This is a genomic window from Blautia sp. AF19-10LB (assembly GCF_003461245.1).
Taxonomy (GTDB): domain Bacteria; phylum Bacillota; class Clostridia; order Lachnospirales; family Lachnospiraceae; genus Blautia_A; species Blautia_A intestinihominis.
On the sequence record NZ_QTWS01000019.1, the window covers coordinates 1 to 25928 of the forward strand.

Here is a 25928-nt window from a genome sequence, read left to right on the forward strand (position 1 = left end):
AAATACAGTAACTATGTGGCTTTCAGCCACGATCACGGCTTTGCCGTGAATAATTCAGGATTAGTTATAAATCTTGGATACCATCAGAATCCAACGGACAACATTGGACTTGGAGATTTGTGCGTTGAATCAGATGCAGGACTTGAAATCACCGGTGTAAGTATTACAGATTAATATGAAATAAAGCATGCCAAAAGGCACAGAACCCGCGGGTTCTGTGCCTTTTTTAAAATTCTTTCACCATCTTCTCAATTTCCACTTCATCCAGTACTTCACACCTCTTATCGCGTATCGCATAAACTCTCGTACAGATATTTAATACTGTAGGACGATGGGTTGTCACAATACAGGTCCTTGGATAGGTATCCTGCATGATATTTTTGAGAACCTTTCTTTCGGTGGCAACATCAAGTGCCGAAGTTGCCTCATCCAGGAGAAGGATCGGAGACTTGCGGAGAAGTGCCCTTGCAATAGAAAGTCTCTGTGCCTGTCCCTCAGAAAAACCACCGCCCCGCTCTTTTACAATGCTCTGAATACCATTGGGAAGTTTTTCCACGAAATCCTATGCACAGGAGAGTTTGAGAGCCTCTATGATTTCCTCATCTGTGGTATCCGGCTTTACGTTTCGCATATTTTCTGCGATGGTTCCCGAAAACATGGTATTTCCCTGCGGAACATAGGAAAAAAGCTTTCTAGTCGAAGGTGACATATTCAGTTTTTGATTATGATCACTTCCGGCACAAATCTGAAATTCTCCGCTCTGTGCCCGAAGAAGTGACAGGATCAGCCGGAGCATAGTTGTTTTTCCTTCACCGGAAGGTCCGACCAGGGCGATGATCTCATGTGGATAAGCTTCCATAGAAGCATGGGCAAAAACTTCCGTTCCACTGTGATAGGTATAGCTCAGATCCTTCATTGTGAGACCGATACCGCTGGTTTTGTGCTGCTTTTCAAAGAGTTTTACTGCATGATCCTGGCTGTAATCTTCCTGCGGTATTTCCACGATATTCATCAGACGTCCGGTCTGATGACCTGTGATGATATCGACAAGATCTTTGGAGATCAGGCTGGAAGCAAGTGAAACACAAGATCCCATAACACCCAGCAGTGTATAGAGAATCATAGATTTCCAGTAACGTCTGCCATACTGGTAGATCCATATGGTTTGTTTCCACATTTTCTGGAGGCTTCCCTGTCTGAGATGTTTCATGATAAGCTGGAGTTTCTCTCTCATTGTGGTTCCTCCAGAGCATCTATTTTCCTCTGAACTGTATAAACAGCAGATGGATTTCTGGTGCAGAGCAGATGCAGGATCGGCACCTGTCCGGCAATTTTTTCCGCAAAGTCAAGGTTCATGGAGAAGAAGCGTTCTTTCCAGGAAGGGGAGATCATGCGCTGCATAATCCGGATGACTTTTTCTGAAGGAGACAGCTCCTGAAGAAAATCTTTCTCCGGATCGCGTCCGAGAAGGACGATACCGCCAAGCTCATGATCAGTGGTCGTATAAATCCCGGAAGTTCCGCACCATGGAATCCCGTAGACGATAATTTTGCTGTTTTCCATGCCAAGGAGATTGAGATCACCATTCAGATATGGAGTCTGCAGAAGATCATGCCACATTTGGGTGTGTGTTGATTTACCCATACCGGAATGTCCGGAGAACAGCCATGCTTTTTCTTTATAAAGAATCGATGCAGAATGAATGGCAAATTTCCCGTGCTTTTGTGCAGCAAACAGGAAAAAGAGCCGGATCGCATGAAAAATATTTTCCTGTGCTGATTCAGAGGTTTCCGGAGTACAGTAGAATCTCACGTAACTTCCGTCCAGACTCATATGTACCTGATGAATGTTTGACATCTGCGGGAAAAGAATCACATAGCGGTCAGGGTTTTCTAAAATTGTCATATCTGAATTGCGAAGGAGGACTTTTCCATAAGATTTGCTGGCTGGCGGAGTTGTAAAAAACTCAATTTCCTGGTCTGCATCTTTCGCAGGATTCATTTCGCGGAACTTATCGAAGTATCCGGAGAAAAGCTGCGAAGCGCCATGGAAGTGAAGGCGAAGCCCTGCGATCAGGATGCATAAGGAGGCTTCTTCCGACTGAAGACGAAGAGTTTCGGTCAGCATTCCCATGGACTGCAGCTGCCGCAGAAAATCAAGAATGTCCTCGCGGAGCATGGGAAAATTCTCCTCCGCAAGTCCATATCTGCGTGCAAGCATTTCGGTCAGCATTTCCAGGTCAGCACCTTCATTATGCTGGATCACATTCCACAGAAAAGCGCTGGTTTCGTTCAGGATGGTTCCTTTACGCTGGTCGGCAATCTGCTGTCCGAAAGGAAGAATGTAACTGACACCTTTTATTTTACGAAGGGTATAGCCTTCTTGACATTTGAACATAAAAAAATCCTTTCTGAAAAGTACAGTTTTATACAGAAAGAATTATAACATCCGGCAAAATCTCATACAAGAAAATAACTCCAAAAAAGAGGGAAAGCTGCGTTATTCTGTTACCGTGAACAGTAACGTTGTTCTTGCAATAAGCATCTGCTCAGGGTAAAATATTATAAACTGAGATGGATACAGATATCCGAAGGCAGGATCTTTGAAGCCGCTGGGAGACGTATAATAAGTATAATGGAGAACAGGATGATTAAAAAAAGAGCAATACTGTGTCTGAGCGTGATTCTGACAGTGGTATTGGCAGCAGGAGTGGAAATGTTCTGGCTTAGCAGACAAAAGACAGTAAAAGAATATAAGGAAAGCCAGGTGGCTTTCGGGAATCCGCTTATGGGATATGCGAGAAATGCCTGGTATGATAAAGTTTCGGAAGACATTTCTCTTTTGTATATGGACATTACCTGGGCAGAACTGGAACCGGAGGAGGGTGTTTATGACTGGGAGGCCATCGAGAAAAAAAATCAGCTCGCACGATGGAAAAGCGAGGGGAAGCATCTGGTATTGAGATTCGTCTGTGATATTCCGGGACAGGAAGAGCATATGGACATACCGGAATGGCTGTACGAAAAAAGTGGAAAAGCCGGTCAATGGTATGCCGGAGGATATGGGAAAGGCTTTGCTCCAGATTATAACAATCCGACGATCATTTCCTGTCATGAGCAGGCAGTAAAGGCACTTGGAGAGCACCTGGGGCAGGATGGGCTGATCAGTTATATTGAGCTTGGAAGCCTTGGACACTGGGGAGAGTGGCATGTAAACTACAGCGAGGGAATTCAGAGGATTCCGGGAGAAGAGGTAAGAGAACAATATATTCTCCCATGGATGGAGGCCTTTCCGGATGCCATGATTCTCATGCGGAGACCATTTGCTGCTGCAAAAAAACATGGATTTGGGTTATATAATGATATGACCGGACATCCACAGGGAACCCAGAGCTGGCTTGACTGGATTAGCAATGGCGGTGAGTATGATCAGACAGGTGAAAAAAATGCAATGGTGTCCATGAAGGATTTCTGGAAAACCGCACCATCCGGCGGAGAATTTACAAGTTCTTTCTCGATGGAGGAGATGATGGACACAGATCTGTCAGAGACTGTAGAAATGATCCGTGAAGCACATACAACCTTTCTGGGCCCGAAGATCCCGGATGAGGATTATGCAGAAGGATACAAAGAAGTCCTCAAAAACATGGGGTATCGTCTGTGGATTTCAAAGTCAGAACTAAAAAGCACCCGAAACAGCAGCAGTCTGAAGCTTATCTGGGAAAATTCAGGAGTGGCACCACTATATAAAGACTGGCCGGCATATATTTATATTGAAGATGAGAAGGGAAAACTTGTCGAAAAGAAAAATATCGAAATAAAAATGTCGTCTGTGCTTCCGGAAGAAGAAATATCAACCTCAACCACACTGAAGACAGAGAAACTGAACAGCCTTCTGAAAAAGGGATATCGTCTTTCTATCGGAATTGAAGATCCTATGACAGAGAAAGTGGGTGTTCGTCTGGCAATGAATACCTTATATCAGGAAGGAAAAAATTATCTCTGGAAATAAGAGAACAGAGAGAATGCAAAAAAGCTCCAAAAAGAAGGAGGGCCGGGCGTCTGTGCCCGGCGAGTATGAAAAAGAAAAATATATGTAAAAAAGCATTCGCTTTATTTGCTTATTACTATACTGTGAATCTGTGATGAATTTGTGATGAGAGATTGAAGAAAGAGTGATGCTTTTCTAAAGAAGAAATAAATTTTCTTTTGGAAAAATAAAAAAATTCATTCCAGCGAGCAATTAGCCGTTGTAAAAGTAGATTTACTCATTTATAATGAGAATCAGATTCAAAAGAGAGATTATACAGGAAACAGGAGGCAAGCCTTGAAAAAAGAATTAGTTATTGTCATTGATTTTGGCGGTCAGTACAATCAGCTGGTTGCGCGACGTGTCAGAGAATGTAACGTATACTGCGAAATCTATTCTTACAAGACCGATCTTGAGAAGATCAAAGCGATGAATCCTAAAGGAATTATCCTTACCGGCGGTCCGAACAGCTGCTATGAGGCGGATTCACCGACTTACCAGAAAAAACTGTTTGAACTTGGCGTTCCGGTACTGGGACTTTGCTATGGCGCACAGCTTATGATGCATGTCCTTGGCGGCAAAGTTGAAAAAGCCGATGTCAGCGAATATGGTAAGACAGAACTTCTTGTTGATAAGACAGATTCCAAAATTTTCGAAAATGTATCCAATAAAACAATCGTATGGATGAGCCATACAGACTACATTTCCAAACCGGCACCGGGATTTGAGATCGCTGCACATACAGCAGACTGTCCGGTGGCTGTTGCTGAGAATGCAGATCAGAAACTGTATGCGATCCAGTATCATCCGGAAGTACTTCACACCGTAGAAGGCAAGACCATGCTGTCCAACTTCGTACTTGGTGTCTGTGGATGTGCCGGAGACTGGAAGATGGATGCTTTCGTTGAAAACACCATCAAAGAGATCCGCGAAAAAGTCGGCGACGGCAAAGTGCTCCTCGCACTGTCCGGTGGAGTTGACTCTTCCGTTGCAGCAGGACTCCTTTCCAGAGCGATCGGCAAGCAGCTTACCTGCGTATTCGTGGACCACGGCCTTCTTCGTAAAGACGAAGGCGATGAAGTAGAGGGCGTATTCGGACCAAACGGTCAGTTCGACCTGAACTTTATTCGTGTCAATGCACAGCAGAGATACTATGACAAGCTTGCAGGCGTTACAGAGCCTGAAGCAAAACGTAAAATCATCGGTGAAGAGTTCATCCGTATTTTCGAAGAAGAAGCAAAGAAGATCGGAGCAGTGGATTTCCTCGCACAGGGAACCATCTATCCTGACGTTGTAGAGAGCGGTCTTGGCGGAGAATCCGCAGTGATCAAATCTCACCACAACGTAGGCGGTCTTCCGGATTTCGTAGATTTCAAAGAAATCATCGAACCGCTCCGTGACCTCTTCAAAGACGAAGTCCGCAAAGCCGGACTGGAGCTTGGAATTCCGGAAAGACTGGTATTCCGTCAGCCATTCCCGGGCCCGGGTCTTGGAATCCGTATCATCGGAGAAGTAACCGAAGAGAAAGTACGCATCGTTCAGGACGCAGACTACATCTACCGTGAAGAAGTCGACAAAGCAGCCGCCGACTACAAGAAAGAACACGGAGAAGACCCATCCTGGATGCCAAACCAGTACTTTGCAGCCCTCACCAACATGCGAAGCGTAGGTGTCATGGGCGACTTCAGAACCTACGATTATGCAGTTGCACTCCGCGCAGTCAAGACCATCGACTTCATGACCGCAGAGTCCGCTGAGATTCCGTATGAGGTACTGAACAGGGTTATGAATCGTGTTATTAACGAAGTTAAGGGAGTTAACCGCGTATTCTACGATCTGACCAGCAAGCCACCGGGAACGATTGAGTTTGAATAATGAGCAAAATCCCAGAAGCCCTTTATTTGCAAGGGTTTCCGGGATTTTATTTTTGTCCGTGATGCTACGGTGATGTTAATTGGGAGAAAGTGTCTTATTTTTGTGGATTTTTTGTTCTTATATGACGTTATATGTTTCATTCGTTTTTATCTTCTACATTATCATTTGTGGCTCTTACTTCATTGAGAGCGTCAGCAAGCTTCCTGTCTTTTCCTGGATACAAATGAGCATAAACTTTCCAGGTTGTTTCCGGCGATTCATGGCCGAGCCGGTCCGAAATCTCTTTGATGGAAAATTTCATATCGATCAGCATACTTGCATGGGAGTGGCGGAGATCGTGGATTCTGATTTCTGGAAGACCAGATCTGGCAGTTGCCCGTTTAAACTCTGACCGCATTCCGGACTTCTGGAAGTAGAAGATGCGTTCATCCGGCTCTATAGCCATACTGGCAACATAGTCCTGAAGCTCTTTGTACAACGATTGAGGAATGTTCACGACACGCTTGCTCTTTTCAGTTTTTGGTGTCTGGAAATATTGTTCGCCTTTTATCACCACAAAGTTCTTATTAATGGATACGGAGCAGTCTGGCAGGATATCCGCCGGAGTAATGGCCAGAACCTCTGCAGACCGAAGCCCGCCATAGAACATGAGGCTGAATGCCATCCTGTATGCGCTTTTCTTTTCAAATGTCAGGAAGTAATCGAACTGTTCTCTTGTCCAGATATTCATTTCATCTGCACTGCTTTTCCCGATTGCACCGGCCGCAAGGCACGGATTGCTTCTGAGCTTATAGTATTTGACGGCATAATTCATGATAGCGGACAGCTGATTATTGATAGTCTTCAGATACGTCTGAGAATAAGGGTTCCCCTTTTCGTCCCTGTAATTAATCATGGCATATTGCCATCGATGGATTACGATCGGAGTAATGTCACCTATCTTCATATCTTTAAAGAATGGCAGCAGTTTCATGTCTATCAGGTACTGCTTATTTTCCAGAGTGGTCAGCTTCAGCCGGGAGCTGCAGTCCTGCATATAGTTCTTGATCAGAGCGGAAAACAGGATATCTGGATCCTTTGCTCCTTGTGCCAGAAAGTCACGTTCCCATTCTACAGCCTCTTTTTTGGTAGAAAAGCCTCTTTTGCATTTATGCTGGCGCTTGCCAAGCCAATCTTCATAGTAAAAATTGGCATACCATTTTGTCTTTCCATCTTTGGTGAAATACTTATAAGCCGGCATCTGAACCCTCCATTACTAAACAAATGTAATCAACAAATGTTTGACAAAAATGTTGAATATAGATATAATGTACTTAACAAGAGAGCCGTTGGTCAGCGTACACCTGACCGCCGGATAAAACAATAGCTAAAAATAGCGCCTTATCTTACCAGGACGAGGGCGCTATTTTTTATGCATTAAATTGATAACAAGAGTTACAACTGCACAAAGCATAATTACAAAAGTAAATAAATCACCATATGTAACCATCAGCACCAGCCTCCTTTCACAAAAGTGTCCGGCGGCTGACATAACACCCCAACGGTTCCCCAGTTAAATATACTATTCTGTTTTTTCTTCTTCCATATTCTCCATCATTCCCAAAAAGATACGTTTTCCCTTCTTGGATAACTGACGGTACCGCAGGATGATATCCTGTTCGTCTTCTGAAGCAATGGCACAGCTGTAGTCAGAATTACCCACAAGGTAATCCATAGAGGTGTCAAGGGCTTTTGACAGGCTTGCAGTGGCATCTATTCCCGGAACAGTCTTTCCGGCCAGAATGTCGCAGCAGGCTTCCTCTGTCAGTGTTGATTTTTGGATCAGGTCCGGAAGGCTCATCTGCAACTGAGCCAAACGGGCTTTTATTCTTGTCTGCACTGCAGAAACTTCTTTCGGATCCGCAACAGCATATCTTGATGTAGTCCGGCCAAGAATGTAATCCGCTGGCACACCGAAGCATGCAGCACTGCGATTAACAAATTCTGTTGATGGGAAAGAGTAGCCTCTTTCGACATTCGATACTACTTGGGCAGAAAAACCTATTGCTTTTCCAAGTTCGGACTGACGCAGATTAGCCTCAGCCCGCAATTCTTTTATTCGTTCACCAATTGTCATAAATGCAATTCCTCTTATTAATATCTGTCATCGCGTTGGATGCCAATATCAGAAATCTTACCATTATCAATTATGAAACCTATATCTTCTGATACTTTATATGAAACCCATTTGTCTGGATCTGGGTCTGGCTTTGGAATTATTTTTCCACAAAATTCAACGCCTTCAAATAGTACGGCTACAGATACTGCACTGCTGTCAATAGAAGAAATAGTACTTTCGATATCCTCTGGATTAGCAGCTTCAATCTGGGCATTGTACATCTCAACCAGTTTCTTTTGAGCATCAGTAGCGGTCGTGTCGTCATAACCTACCTGTACTGAAAAATATTTGGCATCATACGCTGAAAATAAATCCGAAATTGTATCACCAATTTTTATGCCACGAAATGTTTTGCTATCAGGATAAGCAGAGGACATTATATAATCTTCTGAATCAGGTATCTCAATAGGAGCGTCATTTTTATCGTATAATTTAAAATCTTCCAGTGAAAACCACTTTTCCTGATTCTCATATTGTGAAAGCAGTTCTTTGGCAGCTCCTTCTGGCTTATATTCCCCGGTTTTGTAGTCTATAATTTCAAAGGCGGTTGCATCAGCGGAAACCGGATTGACCCAATAATAGATCAGGTCATTACTGCTACTGTGAATATTCGTTATAGAAGAGCAAGTCCAAGTATTATCTTTTGTATAGTAACAGATCGCCTCCATGGCTACGCCATCTGCTGATAAAATGACTTGCGCAACTGTTTGAGAATCTTCTTTTTTCTCTAAATCATAAGAGGAAACTTTTTTAACACCCATATCATTCAATGACTCGGAAATTGCATCGGATAATTGGGAAGCATCTCCAGAAACGTATTTTTGATCAATATTAATACCGTAATCGGATGCTGCAAATACAGGGATAGTATTGGCAAAAATCAATGAGCAGACAAGTGCAATCATTTTCTTTTTCATAGTTATTTCCCCCTTTTGCTTCGGTACCACTCGAAGCTTATTATTTTGCTTTCTTAAGAGGCTCGACAGTATCTTCTTCCTGCCGTTTTAAACATTTTATGTACCCCTTTAATTCACCTCGAAATTCCAACTGCGCATCATGCGGAAGTTGGTGAATCAATGCTAACCATTCGGAGTCCTCGGAGAGAATGTTCTGCTTTGAGTTTCTTTCTTTGCCCGTAAGTAAATAGTCGCTAGACACGCCTAAAAATTCACAAATTGGGATTATCATTTTTGCGGGCGGATCAGTCCCTCGGTTCTTCCAGTTGGTCATAGTGCTTGTGTTTATTCCGATAGCCCGACATAAATCAGTGGCTGTCAAAGACTTTTCTTCAAGCAGTGATAAAATACGCTGAGTGATCATACAATTCTCCAAAATCCCAAAATGTGAAAAACATGGTTGACAAATTCACAAATTGGGATTAATATTAAAAATGTAATAAACAAATGTTTAATGCAAAACAAAAAAAGAGAGAGTTACATCGATAAATCGGAGAGCAATGCTTTATTGTTTTCTTCAATCATGGCCGCCACAGCAATGATAAGAGCCTCAGCAGATGCTTCCGACATAACAGTGTTTCCGGCAGGAATACCGTTTCTTAATAATTCAGAAAGAATCCGGCGGTTTTCGTCACCATAACGTTTAAGCCCAATTCTTCTGAGATTATCAATCCAATTATCCATGATAACTCCTTTCTGATTATTTTAATGCAATCGCAAACAAATGTAAACAACAAATGTAATAAACATTTGTTGAAAACGGAGGTGATATTTTGAAGCGAAAACTGTCGCCATGGTGCAAAGAAGTAAAGAAAACCTTAATCGACAGAGATATGTCTGTCACGGAATTGTGCGGTGAAGTTGGGATGTGCAGGAACTACGTGACAACCACCATAAATGGAAGAATGTATGCACCTGCACTTGCTGAAAAAATCAGCAAGGCTCTGGATATCGATACAGAGTACACAATTTAATTACCATAACTTGATTATACAGCTTATAGAAGGAGAGAAAAATGTCGAAATTTGCTACGAAAGCAGCGGCTAATATGTTTTGCCAGGCACGATATGAGGCGGCAAAGTCAAATGAGCGTCTGAGCAGCAGAGAAGGTGCTGCGGAAGAAATAGGAATTGATCGTACAAGGCTAGCCAGAATCGAACTTGGGAGCACGATACCATATCAGGAGGAAGTTCTTCTGATGGCTGACTGCTATAAGGCACCGGAATTGAAAGGAAATTATTGCCGGGAGATGTGCCCGCTTGGAAAGAACATGCCGAAGATAGAGAATGCAGGACTGGATAGAATCAGCCTGAGAATGCTTTCTTCTTTAAAGAAGATAAACGAGGCAAAGGAATCACTTCTTGATATTACGGCAGACGGAATTATCTCAGAAGAGGAAAAACCGGAACTGAAAAAAATCATTCAGACATTGGACGAAGTAAATGAGATCACGCAGAATCTGAAAAATTGGGTTGAGAGAAATCTGGAATGAGGTGCTTGGTATGAAAAATGCAAACGGTGTAATCAAAAAGCTTACATCTGCGGAACGTTCTTACTATACAGCCGCTGAGGTCAGAGAAATGATGGGTGTGAGCAGGGATACGGCATATCGCATGATACGCTCCCTTAGGTCGGACCTGATAGCCGATGGACAGCTTGCCAAGGGGTATCCGTCAGGGAAAATCCCCAAAAAGGCATTTAACAAATTATACATGATTGAATGAAAGGAGTGGATACGATGGCTTTTTATAGAATCTGCCCGGATTGCGGAGCGTATCTGGATCCGGGAGAACAGTGCAGTTGCCACGAAGAACACCTGATCGAAATGGAAAGAAAAGAAAAAGCAACTGCATTTGTTGAAAAGATGGTGAAAGAAGAAAGGAATGGCCAGCTTCGCCTGGCGGTATAGGAAGGAAAGATGTTAACACCAAAAGATCTTGAAAAATATCATCAGGCCGCAGAGCGGATCCTGAATGCAATGGATAACAGCCCGGTGCCGATCAGCTGGCACGAAATGGACAGAATGGCATTGCAGAGTGTTATCGCAAAGGAATTGATTCTCATTGACAAGGAGGCGAGAAGATGAATGTATGCGAAGTGCCGGATGTGTGCAAAAACATGGAATATAAGCTTGTTACAGAAGATTCCAAAACAAGGGTATATCTGTCCCTGGTGCGAGAATTCAATAAGGCAGAGTATGAGAAATACTATCGTGCCAAAAAGAAAGCAAAAATGAAAAAACGAATTATTCTTGCTGCAAAAGTCATGAAATATGTAGTTCCCGTTCTGGTGAGTACAGTGCTTTATAATGCACTGTCCCAGAGACTTTATATCGAAAGAGGAAGCCACGAAATTGGTTCAGAGGCATTTCTGGTCGGAATGATCGGACTTGGCATCTTCTGTTTCCTTAGCTGGCTCGTAGGAGGTGATGAATATTAAAAAGGCCTTGGATAATAAGGGGAAAGCGGAGTGTAGACGGCACCCACGATCCTATCCAAGACCAGTCAGAACTTTAAAAACAGGTTTGAGACCCATTGTTTTTAAGTCAACGTCATTTTATCACAAAAATAGGAGGTTATCAAGTAGATGAAAGAGGTTTTAGGAAGCTTGCCGGAAGTTATAACGGCATACAAAAATTATAACCTGCTGGTGCCGACAGCAACGGATGTGCAACTTAATCCATTCTACAAATTCCATGTAGAAGAGGTTCCGGTTGATCTGGGCGAAAACAGCGGAGACATTTTCAAGGTTGGCTCAGTTAAGACTGGGAAGCAGGATGAGAGAGGAAAGGATATCTGGGAAGATGTGTTTTCCTTATCTAAGCCATTGCTCAACAAAATGGCTATGGCGGCCGGTATCCAGTTCAATCCAAAGGAAACATATGGTGAGCGTATCGACCGGGTTACATACCGGGCACAGGCTCAGGGAGCTATGCGCAAGGCTGACGGAACAGCCAGAACAGAAACCGATCAGAAGGTGATCTGTCTTGAGGACGAAGAAGAGAAGTATCGCATTGAGTTTGCGGATAAAGCTGCAAAAGGCATAACTGATGAAAAACAGGCACAGGCAGCTGCGGAAATCTTTTCTGGACAATGGGTGGAATCCAAAAATAAATGGGGAAAGAAATGCCAGGCTTTTGTGATCGCGAAAGAAGACAGGGATAGATATATTGATCGCTCCGTCATGGTAAACATGGCACTGCTGAAAAAGACCTGGGCTGAAAAAGCTATGACCGGTGCAAAGCTTCGTGTTATAAGAGCTCTGCTTGGTGTAAAAGGCACATACACAAAGGCGGAATTGCAGAAGAATTTCGCTATCCCAACAGTTATCTTTTCACCTGATTTCTCGGATCCGCAGGTCAGACAGGCAATGCTGACACAAGGCATGAACTCTGTAAATAATATGTTTGGCACACCACAGATAGCAGTTAAGAGCGTGGATTTCGAATCTGAAAGCACAGTATTTACTCAAGACGATCTGGATAATCCGGCATATGCTTCGGATACAGAAAGCGAAGACGATTATCCACCAATGCAGGAACCGGATATTGTTCCTGAACCGAAGCCAGAACCAGAGCCAGATAGATCGGCAGATTTCCAGTGTTCCAGATGCGGTGAGGCCATAAATGAAAGAGTTTATGAATATTCAATCAATAAATTTGGAGAGCCACTTTGCATTAAATGCCAGAGAGGAGGCGGACGCAGATGAAAATAATAAAGGTATCAACAGAATTGGAAATGTCCGTACATGAATTTCCGGAAGGGACTATGAGAGAACAGAACAAAGCTCTGTATGATCTGATCGGGAACGGGTGCGACATAGTTGAGCATGTAATGCCGAAGAGATTATACAGAGAACTGAAAATGCCATCTACTCCTGTTAAAGAACCAGGGAAGTGTGTGAGCATGCTGATTGATGAAGAGGGAAGATTGAAGCCGAACAAAGCAAATTTGATCGGAAGTTATCTTTACGAATTTGATAAACACGGATGCCCCATTGTTGGAAATATTCTCTTTATCGGAGAAAAGATGGGAGATGATGGCGTTGAATTCTGCGGAATTAGCGAGGAGAACTTTTCACTTTTAGAAACGGAATTGAAGAACATGATCACAGCGATGAAAACAACAGTAAAGGAAATGAGCAAATGAAAATACTTCATACTGCCGACTGGCATATCGGCCAGTTTAAAGGACCTGTAGTGGACGGAGTAAATCTCCGTTTGCAGGACACAGTAAAATGTCTTGAATATATGGTTGAGGTAGCCCAGAAAGAGAAACCTGACATTGTTTGCATTTCTGGTGATATCTTCCACCAGGAGCAGATTGGTCCGGTACGGTACTCGGACGAAATGATTATTGCAACAGATACGATCACAAAATTGGCTGACATTGCGAAAGGGGTGATCGTAATGAGAGGAACGCCGAACCATGATGGAAGCGGACAGTTCAGAGTTTTGGATAGGATGTTTGTGAAAACTAGTCATGTGCATATAATAACAGCTCCAACTGTCCTTCACACACCATATACAGACATTGCCTGCATACCGGGATTTGACAAACAGGAGTTCAGAGCAAAATTCCCTGGTTTATCTGCAGACGAAGAAAATCTTGCATGGACGAAATATATTTCAGATATGGTTTTTGCATTGAGAGCAGAGTGTGAAAAGACACCGATTCTCATGGCACATTATACGGTTCCTGGTTGCAACATGGAATCAGGGCAGACTTCCTTCTTCACAAACTTTGAGCCGGTCATTCCAAGAGAAGCTTTAATGGCCGCAAGATATGAGGCGGTACTTCTTGGTCATATCCATCGCCCGCAAATCATTGAAGGATTTGACAATGTATTCTATTCCGGAGCAATCAATGCAATGAATTTTAATGATGAAGGACAGGAGCGTGGATTCTGGATTCATGAATTTAATGAGAAAGGCACTCTGGTAAAAGGACATAGATACACTACTCCATACAGACAGTTCCACACTATCACCTGGGATCCTGATGAAGTTGGCGATTATATCCGCGAAGGGGCTATGTATCTCCACAGAACAGGCATTTCAGAAGAGGTGACGGATAAGATAGTCCGGGTGCGGTATTCCTGCACATCTGAGCAGAAAAAGGCGCTCAACATTCCACTACTGCAAAAGAACCTGTATGAGCTTGGTGCATTCTATGTGGCAGATATTGAAGCAGAAAGCACTATTGATATCACGAACCGCGGACTTCTCTCGGAGGAAAGTGACCCACGGCTGAATCTGAAAAAATGGTTGGAGGAAAAGACATTTAAGAATCCAGACAAAATCGTGGAGCTTGCCGAGCCGATCATAGCAGAAGCCATGAAACAGAGTACCACCGCAGAGATTCACGGCGTGTTTAAGCCGGTATCTATTTCTGTCAGAAATTACAGAAACTACAAGGAAGAAAACTTTGATTTTTCAGACATTTCATTCTGCACGATCAATGGAGTAAACGGTGCAGGAAAGAGCAGCCTTTTCATGGATGCTATTGTGGATTGTCTGTTTGAAGAAACCCGTGAGGGAGACTGTAAGGCGTGGATCCGAGGTACAGAGGATGCAAGAAGCGGTTTCATAGAATTTATTTTCGACATCGGAGAGAAACGATTCCGGGTAGTCCGCACCAGAACAAAATCCGGAAAACCAACACTGAACTTGTCACAGTATCAGGAAGAAAGTGCTGACTGGATGAATCTGTCCAAGGAAAGAATCATTGACACACAGGCAGAGATAGAGAAGCTTCTTGGTATGGACAGCATGACATTTCGCAGCTGTGCATTGATCATGCAGGATCAGTATGGATTATTCTTGCAGGCAAAGAAAGATGAACGTATCGCAATTCTTGGAAATTTACTCGGGCTTGGGATATATGGAGTGATGGAACTGGATGCCAGAAAGAAGCTTGCTGATTCCAGAAAAGAACTGGTTTCTAAAAAAGAAGCCGTCCGGATCAAGACTGACTTCATTAAGGCACAGGGAAAACCAGAGGAAGAACTGAAAACGGTAGAAAAAGACATTCTTAAAAATCAGGAAGAACTTGAAAATCTGGATGAATCCAGAAGAAATCTGATCGAGCGTCAGGAAAAAATATCTGAGGCCGAGAAGGAAAGTGAAAAAATCAGAAGTGATTTGAAAGAATGCTCAGAAGAATACAGTGCAATGGCAAACGATCTGGACCATTCAAAGCAGACATTGACAGCGTGCAATAATCTATTGGAACTGGCCGATGTGATACGGGAAAAAGCAAAACAGCATTCTGAATTATCTTTACAGCTTTCTGAAGTAGAGAAGGACGTTATTAAATATAAAAACGCAAAAAGAACACTGGATAGCTATAACGAAGATATTGATCGCTACCAGAGACTTATTGACAAAAACAAATTCAGAAACAAGCAGATACATTTGCAGATTTCTCAGCTTGCTCTTAATGTCCCAGAGGACTTGGAAGAAAGACTTGATGCACTGGCAAATGAAAGAAAAGAGATTGAGAGCCAGCAGGAAAAAAGATACCTGTATTCTACGGCTCAAAACGAATTGCACGAAATTGACTCATCCTATTCGCAGAAAATCTCAGGAGCAGTAAACCGACGTGATCATCGGCAGAAAAGGATATCTGAGATAAGGCAGCAGGAAGAATTCATGAAGAATTCTGGGTGCCCGGATATTGAGAGTGCAAGCTGCAGGTTCCTGTCGAAAGCGGTTGAAGATGTCAAAAGCCTTCCGGTTGAACTGGATAACTTGAAAAAATGCGAGGAAGAGATTGAGATATTAACATCTGAACGCAACCAAAAAATAGCCGATAAACAGGAAAAAATTAAAAACATAGAATATGATCCTAAACGCCTTGCTATTCTGACGGCATCTGTCACTGAGCTTTCCAAATATGAACGCATAAAGAAAGATGCGGAGCAGAACAAACTTGAAATTGCCCGTTTAGAGGCCGAAAAGGAATCGAACGATAAAAATATAGGGCAGTGTGAGGAAAATCTGCTACAGGTCAAATTAAAGGCCTCTGAGATAACGGAAACAGTTAATAAACTATCGGGATCAGTTGACAGACAAGAACAGATCAAACAGCAGATGGCTCATCTGCAGACTTATGTAGAACAGGAAAAAGAGCTTCCTGTTTATGAAGAAAGAAAGCAGCATGTTCTTGAACGAATTGAGAACATGGAAAAAGAGATGGAAAAACTTACTGACAGAAAATTCATTCTCTCTTCTCAGCTTACTGGTATGGATACCATGATAGAAAAAATGAAGGAAACATTTTCGGCAGATATGGTAGAAGAAACAGACAGGCAGATTCGCAGTAACAAGGAAACTCTTGGAGAACTGCAGATCCAGAAGGGAGTACTCCTTGAACGTCTGGAAAATATCGATACCATGCGAGGCGAAATCTCCATGCTGAATAATGAAATTGCTGTAGCTGCCGGCAGAGCGGACTGTTACGAAGCATTAAAGCAGGCTTTTTCACAGGACGGAGTTCCACATCAGATCATCAGGAACATCATTCCTCATATCACAGATACTACAAACAATATTCTTGGCCAGATGACCGGCGGAACGATGGGAGTGGAATTTGTGATGGAGCGCACCGTCAAAGGCAAGGACGGAGATAAGGCAACGCTGGATGTTCTGATCAACGAATATGGCAAGACAACTCTTCCATATGCTTCCAAGAGCGGAGGCGAGAAGGTAAAAGCTTCTCTTGCCGTTATCCTTGCACTGTCCGAGATCAAGGCAACAGCGGCAGGAATACAGCTTGGAATGCTCTTTATTGATGAACCACCATTCCTTGATGATGAGGGCGCACAGGCTTATGTAGATGCCCTTGAGACGATCCGTGATCGGTATTCCGATGTGAAGATTATGGCAATCACTCATGACGATGCTATGAAAGCGAGATTTGGCCAGGCTGTGACAGTAATTAAAACAGATGATGGCTCAAAAGTAATCTACTAAGCGGAGGAACTTATGGCGAAAAGATATTATTGGTTAAAGCTTCCTGACGGATTTTTCCGTCAGAAGGCCATCAAAAAACTTCGGAAGATTGCCGGAGGAGACACCTACACAATTATTTACCTAAAAATGCTTCTTGTTGCAATGAAGCAGGATGGAAGACTTTACTTCGAGGGAGTAGAAGCAACATTCTATGACGAGCTTGCTCTGGACCTGGACGAAGAAGTCGAAAATGTCAGAGTGACGGTTATGTTTTTGATTCAGCAGGACCTCATGCAGCTGATTGACGAAACCGAATATTCGCTGTCAGAATGCGCTAAAATGACTGGTTCTGAGAGCGCAAGCGCAGCTCGTGTAAGGAAATATAGAAGCAAAGAAGCGTTACAATGTAACACTGATGTAACGGGCTGTAACGAAGTGAAACAAATCTGTAACGGAGAGATAGAGATAGAGAAAGAGATAGAGTTAGATAAAGAGAAAGATAATAAAAACATTAGCTTGGAGCTTAAAGACTCCAAGCAGAACACGTTCATCTCTCTTCCGTTGGTTACAGGATCCGGAAACTATGATGTGACATTTGATTATCTCAATTCACTGAGAGAACTGTTTCCGGCACTGGATGTTGAACAGGAGTTTAGATCAATGGCAGCATGGCTTGACAGTCACCCTCGTAATCGTAAGACACCTAGAGGAATCAAGAGATTTATCACTGGTTGGTTAGAACGTTCACAGAATTCAATGCCGGCATCCAGAACACCGCAAGCACCTGCAGCTACAAAGAACATGTCAACGAATCAGTATATGGAGGCAACGGCCGGCTGGTGCGAAGGGATGGGTGATTGAAGTGACACCTCAAGAATTTGATTTTATCAGAGCTTCAATCAAAAGTGCCTATCCAACATTTAATGTCATGCCAGACCAATACAGCATCAGAATGTGGTACCGCATGCTTGGAGATCTGGACTATAAGCTTTGCGAAACAGCATTGATGGAACTGTTTGCCACTCATACATACCCGCCGCAGATATCTGAGATACGGGAGAAATGTGCAGAATACACAGTTCCACACCTCAAAGACCAGGGAGAAGCCTGGGGAGAAGTCCAGAAGGCCATCAGCCAGTATGGATATTACAGGCAGGAAGAGGCACTGGAAAGCCTGACACCAATAGTCAGAGAGGCGGTAAAGCGGCTTGGCTTCCGGGAGATATGCCTTGATGAGAACCAGGATGCTGTCCGAGCGCATTTCTTCAAGATATATTCAACCCTGATCGAGCGCAAGACGAATGATGCAAAGCTTCCTCCGAGTATTCTGGAAGCGAAAAATAAATATATTGCACAGCTTACCACACACGAAAATGCGGCAATAGAACAACAGCACCGGGACCAGATAGCAGAAGAACCAGAACGTGCGACACCAGAGTATATAGATATGCTAATGCGGGAACACGGATTCAAGAGGTGACAGCATGGAGCAGATAGAGAAAATACAGGGAACAGAGAAAGAATTCATAAAAGTCTTTCAAGAGCTGTGTTACAGCCGGAGTTCATGGCAGGTGTGGGCCGATCTAATGGCGGCAATGGCTTGCACACTGGCGAATTCGGTTGATAAGACGGAACCGAGATACACTGCAAGAGAGAAAGAATATGCAGAGTGCATCAAACGCCTTGGCGGGGTAGAGAAGCCGGCCAAATGCTTTGCGATTGTGGTTGAGGCACTGGAACGCAATCCAGATCAGGACTTTCTTGGAAAACTGTACATGAGCCTTGAGCTAGGGAACCACTGGAAAGGGCAGTTTTTTACACCATACAATGTCTGTGAATGTATGGCAAGCATAACAATCAATGACAATGTACAGACATTGGAAAAACAGGAATGGATATCTGTCAATGATCCGGCGTGTGGAGCAGGAGCAACTCTTGTAGCAGCGGCAAACATATTCCACAGAAAAAAGATAAATTATCAGACACGGATTTTGTTCACCGCCAATGACATAGACAGGGTAGTTGCCCAGATGTGTTACATACAGCTTTCGCTTCTTGGGTGCGCAGGCTGGGTGGCTGTTGCAAATACGATATCCAATCCGGTGTGCGGAGATCCACTGATGCCGGTTGAAAAGCCGGGACAGGAATTCTGGTACACACCGTTTTATTTCAGGGGAGAATGGAACTGTAGACGGCAGATTCAGATATTTAAAGAAATGTGCGGTTCATGGATAACTCCGATGGAAGAACGCAACCCTGGGAAGATTACTTTTTATTTTGATTTCGAGAAAGGAGATTACAAATGTCAGAACAGTTAAAACAGGAACTTGAAGCTGATACTGACCGTTTAGAGACGGGAACGGTTGCAGGCAGTGAAACAATAGGGGAACAGGAAGAGAAACCGACAGAGGGCAAATTAGAGGCCCAGGAAGGCGATGAATCAAAAGAAGAGGATACAGTTCCAATGGGAAAAGCCTCTCTTGCTGATGTTGTTTCCGGGATTCCAGCTCCGACAAAAGAAGAAGTTGAAGCAGCAGAAGCTGAAAATGCAAAGCCGGTAAAGCAGAAAGCCAGAGAAAAACTGGAAGCTGAAAAGAAAAAAGCAACCCAGAAGAACTTTGCGGATCCGGTCATTACTTACCTGATGAAAAGATGCGAAGAGGATCAGGGACTTGCTGAAGATGTGATGCAGGAGGGAAAGACCTGGAACAAGTGCTTTAGTTATATCGTTGAACAGGCCAGGAAGCAGTCGAATGGCAGATCCGCTGCAGTTGAAGACCAGGTTGTATATGAATGGGCTGAGGATTATTACCACAAATATGAAAAGCCGGAACCTGTTAAAAAGGAAAAAGGCAAAAAGCCTGTGATAACAAAAAAATCGGTTACACCTACAAAAACTACCAAAAAAATCACAGATAATAAGAAAAAATCACAGGAAACAAAAGATAAACCTCAGATTTCTGAAAAGCCAGTGAAAAAAGATGCTGCTTCTAAGCAGCGAAAAACTGAAAAAACCAGTACCAAAAGCAGAGAACTGTCTGGACAGATGTCATTGTTCGATCTTCTGTAGGAGGCTGTCGCATGGAAAAGAGAAAATTGGCGAAGATTCCGAGAGAGGAAGCTACGGACGAAATGGTTAGGTTTTCAGAACGAGCTGCCGGTACACATATTGTAACGACCAAAGATATCGAAAAAGATCTTTTGATGGTGACATTTTATCCAACAAAGGGGCTGAAAGAAGGAAAGAGAGAAGCCCAGATTCGCACATTTCTTTCAAAAAATGACTATATAACACAGGATTTATCTACTGAAAAGGCAAAATGGCTGATGGGTTCTTTTGAGGGACTGGAGTGCATTGATCTATACAAATATCATTGGGACAGCAAAAACAGAAAGAACATCTGGATTCCGAATATGTTTTTCTGGACAGACGCAGATCTTGAACGTATGAAAAAATTCTTCAAAGAATGGAGCACAGAGAAAGATGCAAGAGACTGGACAGCTGTGACACGCTTTCAGGATATGGTCAAACAAAAACGTCTTGATGAAAGACATGCCAAAGAAACCAATCCAATTGATGCGCTTATGGAAACGGTCAAAGAAATCCCTGATGAATTTAAAAACTGGGTATCAGATAAGGCGATGTCATTCAGCAGATATCTGATTTACTCAACAAGATCAAAGAATGAGGCTCTGGTGTATTGCACTCATTGTAATGGGGTGACACTGGTAGACAGAACGAAAATTCGGTTAAGAAATAACGAGAAGGGGATATGCCCCCTTTGTGGAAGTTCGGTCACCATTAAAGCCAGAGGCAGGATGCCGGCACGCATATGTGACAGGAGGATTGTTTCATTTATTGAGCCAAGAGAAGAGGGGTTCCTGTGGCGGTATTTTACAGCATACAGAGAAGTAAAGCCGGATGGAAAGACAAATGATGGATTATTTGAGATTGTAAGGACATTTTACAAATTTGCACCGAACGGAACGCCATGCACCAGCAGTTATGAATACAGAGAGTATAAACAGACTGGTATTGTACGGTGGTGCACAGATGAAGGATACAGAGAAAGTTCATACTGCACCTTATATCCCGGAAACCTGCCGGAAGCATGGAAAGATACTCCGATGAAATACTCGGCGTTGGAAATTTTGGCGGAGAATAGACCGAGTGAACAGATACATTATGCAAAGGCAATCAACAGATACAGAAAGTTTCCGCAGCTTGAATGGTTTATAAAAATGGGATTGTATAAACTGGCCGCGCATCTAATCAATGAGTATCACGATGGTGCCTTTGGATATGAAAGCCGGAATGGGGTCAGGGGACTTAGAAAAAATGGAAAAACAATATTTGGAATCCTTGGCCTTACAAAGGAGAACACACGAGTACTGCAGTCTATTGATGGAAATATCGACGAGCTGAGATTATTGCAGGAAGCACAAAGTTCTGGATACAACCTGAAAGCGGAAGAATTGGAACGGTTCTATAAACTCTTTGGATGCAATACAACGCTGATACGGAAAGAAAACAGACATTCAACGATTCATAAGATCTGCAGATATATCGAGCGCGAAGGTTCCAATTATCGAGTAGGAGAGCGTGGAGGGTGTTGGAGATATTCTTATATGCAGCGCAAAGAAAGACCGGATATCAGGGAAGAACGTTTGCAGAATTGTGCCAAGGACTGGTTGGATTATCTGGCTTGGTGTAAAGAACTGAAATATGACCTCACCAATATGTTCTTCTATTTCCCGAAGAATTTCAAAAAAGTTCATGACAGGACAGCTGCGGAATATCAGGCAGTACAAGATAAAAAGGCCGCAGAAAAGAAACGTCGGGAAGAAGAACGGATAAAGCGAGAGGCTGAGGTCATGAAAAAACTTCTGGAGGAAATGCTCAAAGAGAATGCCGGCATAGATAACGCTTTCCTGATAAAAGGAAAAGGATTGATATTGAGAGTGCCAAGAGATGCACAGGAAATCAAGAATGAAGGAGCTGCCCTTGACCATTGTGTTGGAGCTTACGTTGGCCGAGTGGCCAAAGGGCAGACACACATCTTCTTTGTGCGCAGAGTGGAAGAACCCGATACACCATATTTCACAATGGAATATAACAATGGTCGCGTGATCCAGTGCAGGGGAAGTCACAACTGTGGGATGCCGGCATCGGTAAAAGCTTTCGTAGCTGCGTTTGAGAAGTTGATGAAAGAACGGGAAGAAAAGATGGAAAGGAAGTGCGGATAATGGCAAAACAGAGCATTAGAAGTATTCGAAAAGGAAGTGTTCAGTGGAACGAAGAAGACCGATTGCAGATGGTCTCCATGCTGGCAAAAGCAGGATATGCAGTCCAGATTGTCAGAAAAGAAGTTCCCGGAGGCGAAAACAGAAAATCAGCTCAGTACGAATACGTGATCGAGTATGGAGAGAAGGTGGAGTGATGAAATTCATAGCACGAAAACCAGTTGTAAGAACGGAAGTTTACCGGAAATACGGATTCACATATGTGGAGCATAAGCCTTGTTATTGTCCTAGATGTAATCATGTGTTGAATGCGGGGCCGAACTTTCAACCGAAATATTGTAGCGAGTGTGGACAGAAGATTGACTTCTCCGAAGTGAAGTGGGAAGAAGAAAAAATCCTTGAACATGCAGGAAGGAGGCTGGCCAATGAATAAGAGCGGTATCGAATGGTGCGATCATACATGGAATCCAATTACCGGTTGTCGGCATGGTTGTTCTTACTGCTACGCTGACAAGATGTCACTCCGTTTTTGTGGAAACATGAAAAGAAATATGGTCCAGACAGACCAATATCGAATGGAGGGAGATCTGTTTGTCCTGGATGAACCGTTCATGAATGAGGATGGAAAGCCTGTCATATATCCATTTGGGTTTGAACCGACATTGCACATATACAGATATGACACACTGGACAAACTGAAACAGGGGCAAAATATATTTGTTGGAGCAATGGCAGACATATTTGGAGAGTGGATTCCTGACAGTTGGATAGAGGATGTCCTTTACGCTTGTGCAAAACATCCTCAGCACAATTACTTGTTTCTCACAAAGAATCCGAAAAGGTGCACCCAGTACGGTGTGCCTTCTGGGAAAGGGAATATGTGGTACGGAACAACTGTGACGAATAGTGAGGACATGGAACGGATATACCAGCTTCCAAGCCTGTTAAACACTTTCGCCAGTATAGAGCCATTGCTCGAAGATATAGATGAAAACATTTCCGCACTGAAATATTTGAACTGGATAATCATCGGTGCCGAGACAGGACACAGGAAAGAGAAAGTGATTCCTGAATTCGAATGGATCAAGAGAATCGTTGTAGAAGCTGATTACAACGGGATACCGGTATTTATGAAAGACAGTCTGATTCCGATTGTTGGTGAGAAGAATATGCGCAGGGATTATCCGAAGGAGCTGCAGATTCGTAAAAGGAGCGAGAAAGTCAATAAAAAACTCAGCGGTAACTGCATGTTGTGTGGAAAGACAGAAGATAAAAACAAGATGGTTACCTTGACAGCAAGAGCAGTCAGGGGCGGTAGAGCGGCATCGTTTGGCCATATGTGTCATTCCTGCTTTGCAAAATGGCTGACTGGTCATAATATACCGGTGCCGGACCTGGAAAATAAAAAGGAGATTGAAGATGGCAAAGAGAAGCTGTAGAAGAACAACTGATGAAAACCTTATTCATAAAAAAGCTGTGGAAATGAGAAAGAAGACAGATGAACAGCTTGTGCATTATGTGGAGGATCGTGTGGAAAAAGCGCGAAGTGAAGGCTTTAATTGTGGAAAAGCCAGTGTTTCAAAAACCGGAGAGGGAGCAAAGGAGTTTATCGCATTCCTTCAGCTGAATAAGATTCCGGGAATTGGAGCAGTAACAATAAACAAACTTATAAAGGTAGCGGAAGAAAATGGATACTTATAAGCGTTCGATAAGAGGTCTGCAGAGCAGATCTAACGGGGAACATTTTGAGGGAATGATAATTGCGGCATCCAGATTCTATGAAGAAAGAGGAATCGCAGCAGTGGATAAAACTCCGGAAGCATTTAAGGTACTGAAGGCAATGGACAGGAACAGAGGTCAGTTCATCTGCTGCTTCACTAAACAGGCTCAGCCTGATTTCAAAGGAATTCTCATGGATTCAACCATGATCTTGTTTGATGCAAAACATACGGACAAGGATAAGATCGGCAGAGATGTAGTTACTGCTGAACAGCAGGCGTGCTTTGAACGGTATATGAAGCTTGGAGCAATGTGCTTTTTGGTTGTGTCTCTGGAATTTAAAGAATTCTACCGAGTTCCGTGGGTGGTGTTCCGGGACATGAAGAAGATTTACGGACACAAGTACATGAACCGGGAGGAGCTGGAACCTTACAGGATCAAATATTCAAACGGAGTGGTGAAATACCTCGATGGTATTGTCCTCCGGGAAAGGAATGAAGATGAAAGTACAGAAGTATGAGATTGCCAGAGTTATTGACAAATTAAAAAGTATTGTGCAGAAGAATGACCAGTTTCCGGCACTGGGCGGGATTCTGGTAAAGGACGGGTATTTAATTGCCTCCAACTCCGAGATCACAATGAAGGTCAAATTAGAGGCCTCAGAAGGCAGTTATTTTATTATTCCAATGAAAGCCTTTGACTTGATCAAAAATCTTCCAGATGGAGAAATCGACATCAGCGCAACTGACAAGAATGTAGTTATGATCAAGATAGGAGCAATTAAAAATAAATACCAGAGTTATCCTCCGGAAGAATTCAATTTTGATATTACAGAGGATCCGGAAGCGGATGGAGTGGAATTGAATGGCAAAAAGATCATGGAGGCTATAGGTCATGTTATTTATGCAGCAGCTGACGGCGGTGCGAATACACAGATGACCGGAATTTATTTTGAGGGTACAGACAGCGGAGTTTCCCTTGCCGCACTGGACGGGCACGTGGTCGCAGTAGATTCTGTTAAAGCAGAAGGCGCAAAGGACATGAAACTGATCGTGCCGAAGGCAACCGCCAAGAAGTTGATTTCCATGGGCGTGATCGACGATGTGACACTTACATACACCAAAAACAGTGCAGTATTCAAATCTGACGAATACACCATCTATACCAGATTGATCACAGGAAATTATTTTCCGTATCAGAAGATGTTTACTGATGGCGAAATCAATACATGTGCATCTCGCACGGCCCTGATCGGAGCAATGACCAGAGCAAAGATGTGTACAGAGGAAAAGCAGCCGGCAGTATTCCAGATAGAAGACGATGTGCTGAATATCAGTATTCGGGATAAATTGGCAGATTATCAGGAACAGGTACCGCTCCAGGAAACCGTATGCAAATCCATACGGTTGGGATTTGATTCCAAACTGGTTCTTGAAACGCTGAAAGCTTTTACCTGTGACAATATTGCACTGGGCTTCACCAGCCCAAGAACACCGATGATTGTGGAAGCAGAGGACAGCGACATGAAAGCCATGGTGCTTCCGGTTGCGATAAGGGAGGCATAAACATGATTGAGATCATATCAGTAAAAGATATCAAAGACGCAACACCAGAGGAACTTGCAAATCTTCGCCGGAAGGGACTTCTTCCGGCAGAAGAAACCAGAAGAATATCTGGAAGACCTCTCAGTTCGTATGAGCGAACCAGAGCACAGGTGGCTGCTACCGGGAATAGATGGGCTATGGAGAACTTTATTGCCACACATAACTGAAAGGGGATGAAATAAATGAATTTGTATAGATATTATCAGCATGATGGATTCCGATGCGAAACTACAGTCGGAATTGTTAAAGCAAAAAACATGCAAGAGGCTGAAAAAATCGTAAAAAACCATTACGAAAAAGCATATCGAGGAGAATTCCAGCGCGATGGTTGGAAGCTGGAAGAAGTTGAGTTTTCTGATGATGGGTGCAGCGAAATTTATTACGGGTGA

At 43.2% G+C, this 25928-nt stretch carries 30 protein-coding genes and 1 pseudogene; 24 read left to right on the top strand and 7 right to left on the bottom strand.

Annotation, left to right across the window (positions count from 1 at the left end):
- Window positions 1-226 precede the first annotated feature (226 nt).
- Window positions 227-1234, bottom strand: a pseudogene (locus DWX28_RS20390) (ATP-binding cassette domain-containing protein).
- On the bottom strand, window positions 1231-2397 hold the full coding sequence (locus tag DWX28_RS11130; protein WP_118252721.1) for a PqqD family protein: 1167 nt from the start codon (window positions 2395-2397) through the stop codon (window positions 1231-1233). The pseudogene DWX28_RS20390 and the gene DWX28_RS11130 overlap by 4 nt, the downstream one beginning before the upstream one ends.
- Before the next feature lie 249 nt (window positions 2398-2646).
- Here DWX28_RS11130 and DWX28_RS11135 point away from each other — a divergent pair, with 249 nt between their 5' ends.
- Window positions 2647-4011, top strand: coding sequence for a DUF4832 domain-containing protein (locus DWX28_RS11135; RefSeq protein WP_243002413.1), 1365 nt, complete (start codon window positions 2647-2649; stop codon window positions 4009-4011).
- Window positions 4012-4326: 315 nt separating this feature from the next.
- Entirely contained in the window at window positions 4327-5904 is a 1578-nt protein-coding gene (gene guaA, locus DWX28_RS11140) for a glutamine-hydrolyzing GMP synthase (RefSeq protein ID WP_118252723.1), read from the top strand.
- 136 nt (window positions 5905-6040) lie between these two features.
- Here guaA and DWX28_RS11145 read toward each other — a convergent pair whose 3' ends face one another.
- The 5 genes from DWX28_RS11145 to DWX28_RS11165 form a co-directional block, all read right to left on the bottom strand.
- Window positions 6041-7144 carry a site-specific integrase gene (locus DWX28_RS11145; protein WP_118252724.1) on the bottom strand — a complete coding sequence of 368 codons (1104 nt, stop codon included), beginning with the start codon at window positions 7142-7144 and terminating at the stop codon, window positions 6041-6043.
- A 321-nt stretch (window positions 7145-7465) separates the two neighbouring features.
- A complete protein-coding gene (locus DWX28_RS11150; RefSeq protein ID WP_118252725.1) occupies window positions 7466-8020 on the bottom strand; it encodes a helix-turn-helix domain-containing protein in 555 nt (184 codons plus the stop codon).
- Between the two features lie 17 nt (window positions 8021-8037).
- The gene (locus DWX28_RS11155) at window positions 8038-8979 is read right to left on the bottom strand and encodes a hypothetical protein (protein ID WP_118252726.1); all 942 of its coding nucleotides are present in this window, start codon (window positions 8977-8979) and stop codon (window positions 8038-8040) included.
- Between the two features lie 40 nt (window positions 8980-9019).
- Window positions 9020-9382: a helix-turn-helix domain-containing protein gene (locus tag DWX28_RS11160; RefSeq protein ID WP_021652389.1), complete on the bottom strand. Its 363-nt coding sequence runs from the start codon at window positions 9380-9382 to the stop codon at window positions 9020-9022.
- Window positions 9383-9495: 113 nt separating this feature from the next.
- A complete protein-coding gene (locus DWX28_RS11165) occupies window positions 9496-9702 on the bottom strand; it encodes a hypothetical protein (protein ID WP_021652390.1) in 207 nt (68 codons plus the stop codon).
- 89 nt (window positions 9703-9791) lie between these two features.
- On the opposite strand from DWX28_RS11165, the gene DWX28_RS11170 reads away from it, so the two are divergent.
- The 22 genes from DWX28_RS11170 (at window position 9792) to DWX28_RS11265 (ending at window position 25928) form a co-directional block, all read left to right on the top strand.
- Entirely contained in the window at window positions 9792-9992 is a 201-nt protein-coding gene (locus DWX28_RS11170; protein ID WP_021652391.1) for a helix-turn-helix domain-containing protein, read from the top strand.
- A gap of 41 nt (window positions 9993-10033) precedes the next feature.
- Window positions 10034-10510 (top strand): transcriptional regulator, encoded by a 477-nt coding sequence (locus tag DWX28_RS11175; RefSeq protein ID WP_055222078.1) that lies wholly within the window; start codon window positions 10034-10036, stop codon window positions 10508-10510.
- Window positions 10511-10520: 10 nt separating this feature from the next.
- Window positions 10521-10742 carry a helix-turn-helix domain-containing protein gene (locus DWX28_RS11180; RefSeq protein WP_055055853.1) on the top strand — a complete coding sequence of 74 codons (222 nt, stop codon included), beginning with the start codon at window positions 10521-10523 and terminating at the stop codon, window positions 10740-10742.
- Between the two features lie 14 nt (window positions 10743-10756).
- Complete coding sequence (locus DWX28_RS19395; protein WP_158565307.1) at window positions 10757-10927, top strand: hypothetical protein; 171 nt, start codon at window positions 10757-10759, stop codon at window positions 10925-10927.
- 9 nt (window positions 10928-10936) lie between these two features.
- On the top strand, window positions 10937-11104 hold the full coding sequence (locus tag DWX28_RS19400; protein WP_158565308.1) for a hypothetical protein: 168 nt from the start codon (window positions 10937-10939) through the stop codon (window positions 11102-11104).
- Window positions 11101-11457: a hypothetical protein gene (locus DWX28_RS11185; RefSeq protein WP_118252727.1), complete on the top strand. Its 357-nt coding sequence runs from the start codon at window positions 11101-11103 to the stop codon at window positions 11455-11457. Before DWX28_RS19400 ends, DWX28_RS11185 begins: the two co-directional genes overlap by 4 nt.
- Before the next feature lie 147 nt (window positions 11458-11604).
- On the top strand, window positions 11605-12726 hold the full coding sequence (locus DWX28_RS11190; protein ID WP_118252728.1) for a hypothetical protein: 1122 nt from the start codon (window positions 11605-11607) through the stop codon (window positions 12724-12726).
- Window positions 12723-13166, top strand: coding sequence for a hypothetical protein (locus DWX28_RS11195; protein ID WP_118252729.1), 444 nt, complete (start codon window positions 12723-12725; stop codon window positions 13164-13166). Before DWX28_RS11190 ends, DWX28_RS11195 begins: the two co-directional genes overlap by 4 nt.
- On the top strand, window positions 13163-16993 hold the full coding sequence (locus tag DWX28_RS11200) for an AAA family ATPase (RefSeq protein ID WP_118252730.1): 3831 nt from the start codon (window positions 13163-13165) through the stop codon (window positions 16991-16993). Before DWX28_RS11195 ends, DWX28_RS11200 begins: the two co-directional genes overlap by 4 nt.
- 12 nt (window positions 16994-17005) lie before the next feature.
- A complete protein-coding gene (locus tag DWX28_RS11205; protein ID WP_118252731.1) occupies window positions 17006-17833 on the top strand; it encodes a phage replisome organizer N-terminal domain-containing protein in 828 nt (275 codons plus the stop codon).
- A gap of 1 nt (window position 17834) precedes the next feature.
- Window positions 17835-18452, top strand: coding sequence for a replicative helicase loader/inhibitor (locus DWX28_RS11210; protein ID WP_147342103.1), 618 nt, complete (start codon window positions 17835-17837; stop codon window positions 18450-18452).
- A 4-nt stretch (window positions 18453-18456) separates the two neighbouring features.
- Entirely contained in the window at window positions 18457-19290 is an 834-nt protein-coding gene (locus DWX28_RS11215) for an N-6 DNA methylase (protein WP_118045301.1), read from the top strand.
- Window positions 19275-20042 carry a Cas9 inhibitor AcrIIA9 family protein gene (locus DWX28_RS11220; protein ID WP_118045299.1) on the top strand — a complete coding sequence of 256 codons (768 nt, stop codon included), beginning with the start codon at window positions 19275-19277 and terminating at the stop codon, window positions 20040-20042. The genes DWX28_RS11215 and DWX28_RS11220 overlap by 16 nt, the downstream gene beginning before the upstream one ends.
- A gap of 11 nt (window positions 20043-20053) precedes the next feature.
- Window positions 20054-22219, top strand: a complete 2166-nt coding sequence (locus tag DWX28_RS11225; protein ID WP_118252732.1) for a PcfJ domain-containing protein — start codon at window positions 20054-20056, stop codon at window positions 22217-22219.
- Window positions 22219-22413, top strand: a complete 195-nt coding sequence (locus DWX28_RS11230) for a hypothetical protein (protein ID WP_021652404.1) — start codon at window positions 22219-22221, stop codon at window positions 22411-22413. The genes DWX28_RS11225 and DWX28_RS11230 overlap by 1 nt, the downstream gene beginning before the upstream one ends.
- Window positions 22413-22649 (top strand): hypothetical protein, encoded by a 237-nt coding sequence (locus tag DWX28_RS19545; RefSeq protein ID WP_046438199.1) that lies wholly within the window; start codon window positions 22413-22415, stop codon window positions 22647-22649. Before DWX28_RS11230 ends, DWX28_RS19545 begins: the two co-directional genes overlap by 1 nt.
- On the top strand, window positions 22642-23655 hold the full coding sequence (locus DWX28_RS11240) for a DUF5131 family protein (protein ID WP_118252733.1): 1014 nt from the start codon (window positions 22642-22644) through the stop codon (window positions 23653-23655). Before DWX28_RS19545 ends, DWX28_RS11240 begins: the two co-directional genes overlap by 8 nt.
- Window positions 23636-23917, top strand: a complete 282-nt coding sequence (locus DWX28_RS11245; RefSeq protein WP_118045294.1) for a hypothetical protein — start codon at window positions 23636-23638, stop codon at window positions 23915-23917. The genes DWX28_RS11240 and DWX28_RS11245 overlap by 20 nt, the downstream gene beginning before the upstream one ends.
- Window positions 23904-24455, top strand: a complete 552-nt coding sequence (locus DWX28_RS11250; protein WP_021652408.1) for a Holliday junction resolvase RecU — start codon at window positions 23904-23906, stop codon at window positions 24453-24455. Before DWX28_RS11245 ends, DWX28_RS11250 begins: the two co-directional genes overlap by 14 nt.
- Window positions 24436-25500: a DNA polymerase III subunit beta gene (locus tag DWX28_RS11255; RefSeq protein WP_044962038.1), complete on the top strand. Its 1065-nt coding sequence runs from the start codon at window positions 24436-24438 to the stop codon at window positions 25498-25500. Before DWX28_RS11250 ends, DWX28_RS11255 begins: the two co-directional genes overlap by 20 nt.
- A gap of 2 nt (window positions 25501-25502) precedes the next feature.
- Complete coding sequence (locus tag DWX28_RS11260) at window positions 25503-25706, top strand: hypothetical protein (RefSeq protein WP_118252734.1); 204 nt, start codon at window positions 25503-25505, stop codon at window positions 25704-25706.
- Between the two features lie 15 nt (window positions 25707-25721).
- Complete coding sequence (locus DWX28_RS11265; protein ID WP_118252735.1) at window positions 25722-25928, top strand: hypothetical protein; 207 nt, start codon at window positions 25722-25724, stop codon at window positions 25926-25928.

Bases quoted from the DNA above. Each gene is read 5' to 3' on its own strand.
- DWX28_RS11130 (WP_118252721.1), bottom strand. From the start codon at position 2,397: ATGTTCAAATGTCAAGAAGGCTATACCCTTCGTAAAATAAAAGGTGTC.
- DWX28_RS11135 (WP_243002413.1), top strand. From the start codon at position 2,647: ATGATTAAAAAAAGAGCAATACTGTGTCTGAGCGTGATTCTGACAGTG.
- DWX28_RS11145 (WP_118252724.1), bottom strand. From the start codon at position 7,144: ATGCCGGCTTATAAGTATTTCACCAAAGATGGAAAGACAAAATGGTAT.
- DWX28_RS11150 (WP_118252725.1), bottom strand. From the start codon at position 8,020: ATGACAATTGGTGAACGAATAAAAGAATTGCGGGCTGAGGCTAATCTG.
- DWX28_RS11155 (WP_118252726.1), bottom strand. From the start codon at position 8,979: ATGAAAAAGAAAATGATTGCACTTGTCTGCTCATTGATTTTTGCCAAT.
- DWX28_RS11160 (WP_021652389.1), bottom strand. From the start codon at position 9,382: ATGATCACTCAGCGTATTTTATCACTGCTTGAAGAAAAGTCTTTGACA.
- DWX28_RS11165 (WP_021652390.1), bottom strand. From the start codon at position 9,702: ATGGATAATTGGATTGATAATCTCAGAAGAATTGGGCTTAAACGTTAT.
- DWX28_RS11175 (WP_055222078.1), top strand. From the start codon at position 10,034: ATGTCGAAATTTGCTACGAAAGCAGCGGCTAATATGTTTTGCCAGGCA.
- DWX28_RS11180 (WP_055055853.1), top strand. From the start codon at position 10,521: ATGAAAAATGCAAACGGTGTAATCAAAAAGCTTACATCTGCGGAACGT.
- DWX28_RS19395 (WP_158565307.1), top strand. From the start codon at position 10,757: ATGGCTTTTTATAGAATCTGCCCGGATTGCGGAGCGTATCTGGATCCG.
- DWX28_RS19400 (WP_158565308.1), top strand. From the start codon at position 10,937: ATGTTAACACCAAAAGATCTTGAAAAATATCATCAGGCCGCAGAGCGG.
- DWX28_RS11185 (WP_118252727.1), top strand. From the start codon at position 11,101: ATGAATGTATGCGAAGTGCCGGATGTGTGCAAAAACATGGAATATAAG.
- DWX28_RS11190 (WP_118252728.1), top strand. From the start codon at position 11,605: ATGAAAGAGGTTTTAGGAAGCTTGCCGGAAGTTATAACGGCATACAAA.
- DWX28_RS11195 (WP_118252729.1), top strand. From the start codon at position 12,723: ATGAAAATAATAAAGGTATCAACAGAATTGGAAATGTCCGTACATGAA.
- DWX28_RS11200 (WP_118252730.1), top strand. From the start codon at position 13,163: ATGAAAATACTTCATACTGCCGACTGGCATATCGGCCAGTTTAAAGGA.
- DWX28_RS11205 (WP_118252731.1), top strand. From the start codon at position 17,006: ATGGCGAAAAGATATTATTGGTTAAAGCTTCCTGACGGATTTTTCCGT.
- DWX28_RS11215 (WP_118045301.1), top strand. From the start codon at position 18,457: ATGGAGCAGATAGAGAAAATACAGGGAACAGAGAAAGAATTCATAAAA.
- DWX28_RS11220 (WP_118045299.1), top strand. From the start codon at position 19,275: ATGTCAGAACAGTTAAAACAGGAACTTGAAGCTGATACTGACCGTTTA.
- DWX28_RS11225 (WP_118252732.1), top strand. From the start codon at position 20,054: ATGGAAAAGAGAAAATTGGCGAAGATTCCGAGAGAGGAAGCTACGGAC.
- DWX28_RS11230 (WP_021652404.1), top strand. From the start codon at position 22,219: ATGGCAAAACAGAGCATTAGAAGTATTCGAAAAGGAAGTGTTCAGTGG.
- DWX28_RS19545 (WP_046438199.1), top strand. From the start codon at position 22,413: ATGAAATTCATAGCACGAAAACCAGTTGTAAGAACGGAAGTTTACCGG.
- DWX28_RS11240 (WP_118252733.1), top strand. From the start codon at position 22,642: ATGAATAAGAGCGGTATCGAATGGTGCGATCATACATGGAATCCAATT.
- DWX28_RS11245 (WP_118045294.1), top strand. From the start codon at position 23,636: ATGGCAAAGAGAAGCTGTAGAAGAACAACTGATGAAAACCTTATTCAT.
- DWX28_RS11250 (WP_021652408.1), top strand. From the start codon at position 23,904: ATGGATACTTATAAGCGTTCGATAAGAGGTCTGCAGAGCAGATCTAAC.
- DWX28_RS11255 (WP_044962038.1), top strand. From the start codon at position 24,436: ATGAAAGTACAGAAGTATGAGATTGCCAGAGTTATTGACAAATTAAAA.
- DWX28_RS11260 (WP_118252734.1), top strand. From the start codon at position 25,503: ATGATTGAGATCATATCAGTAAAAGATATCAAAGACGCAACACCAGAG.
- DWX28_RS11265 (WP_118252735.1), top strand. From the start codon at position 25,722: ATGAATTTGTATAGATATTATCAGCATGATGGATTCCGATGCGAAACT.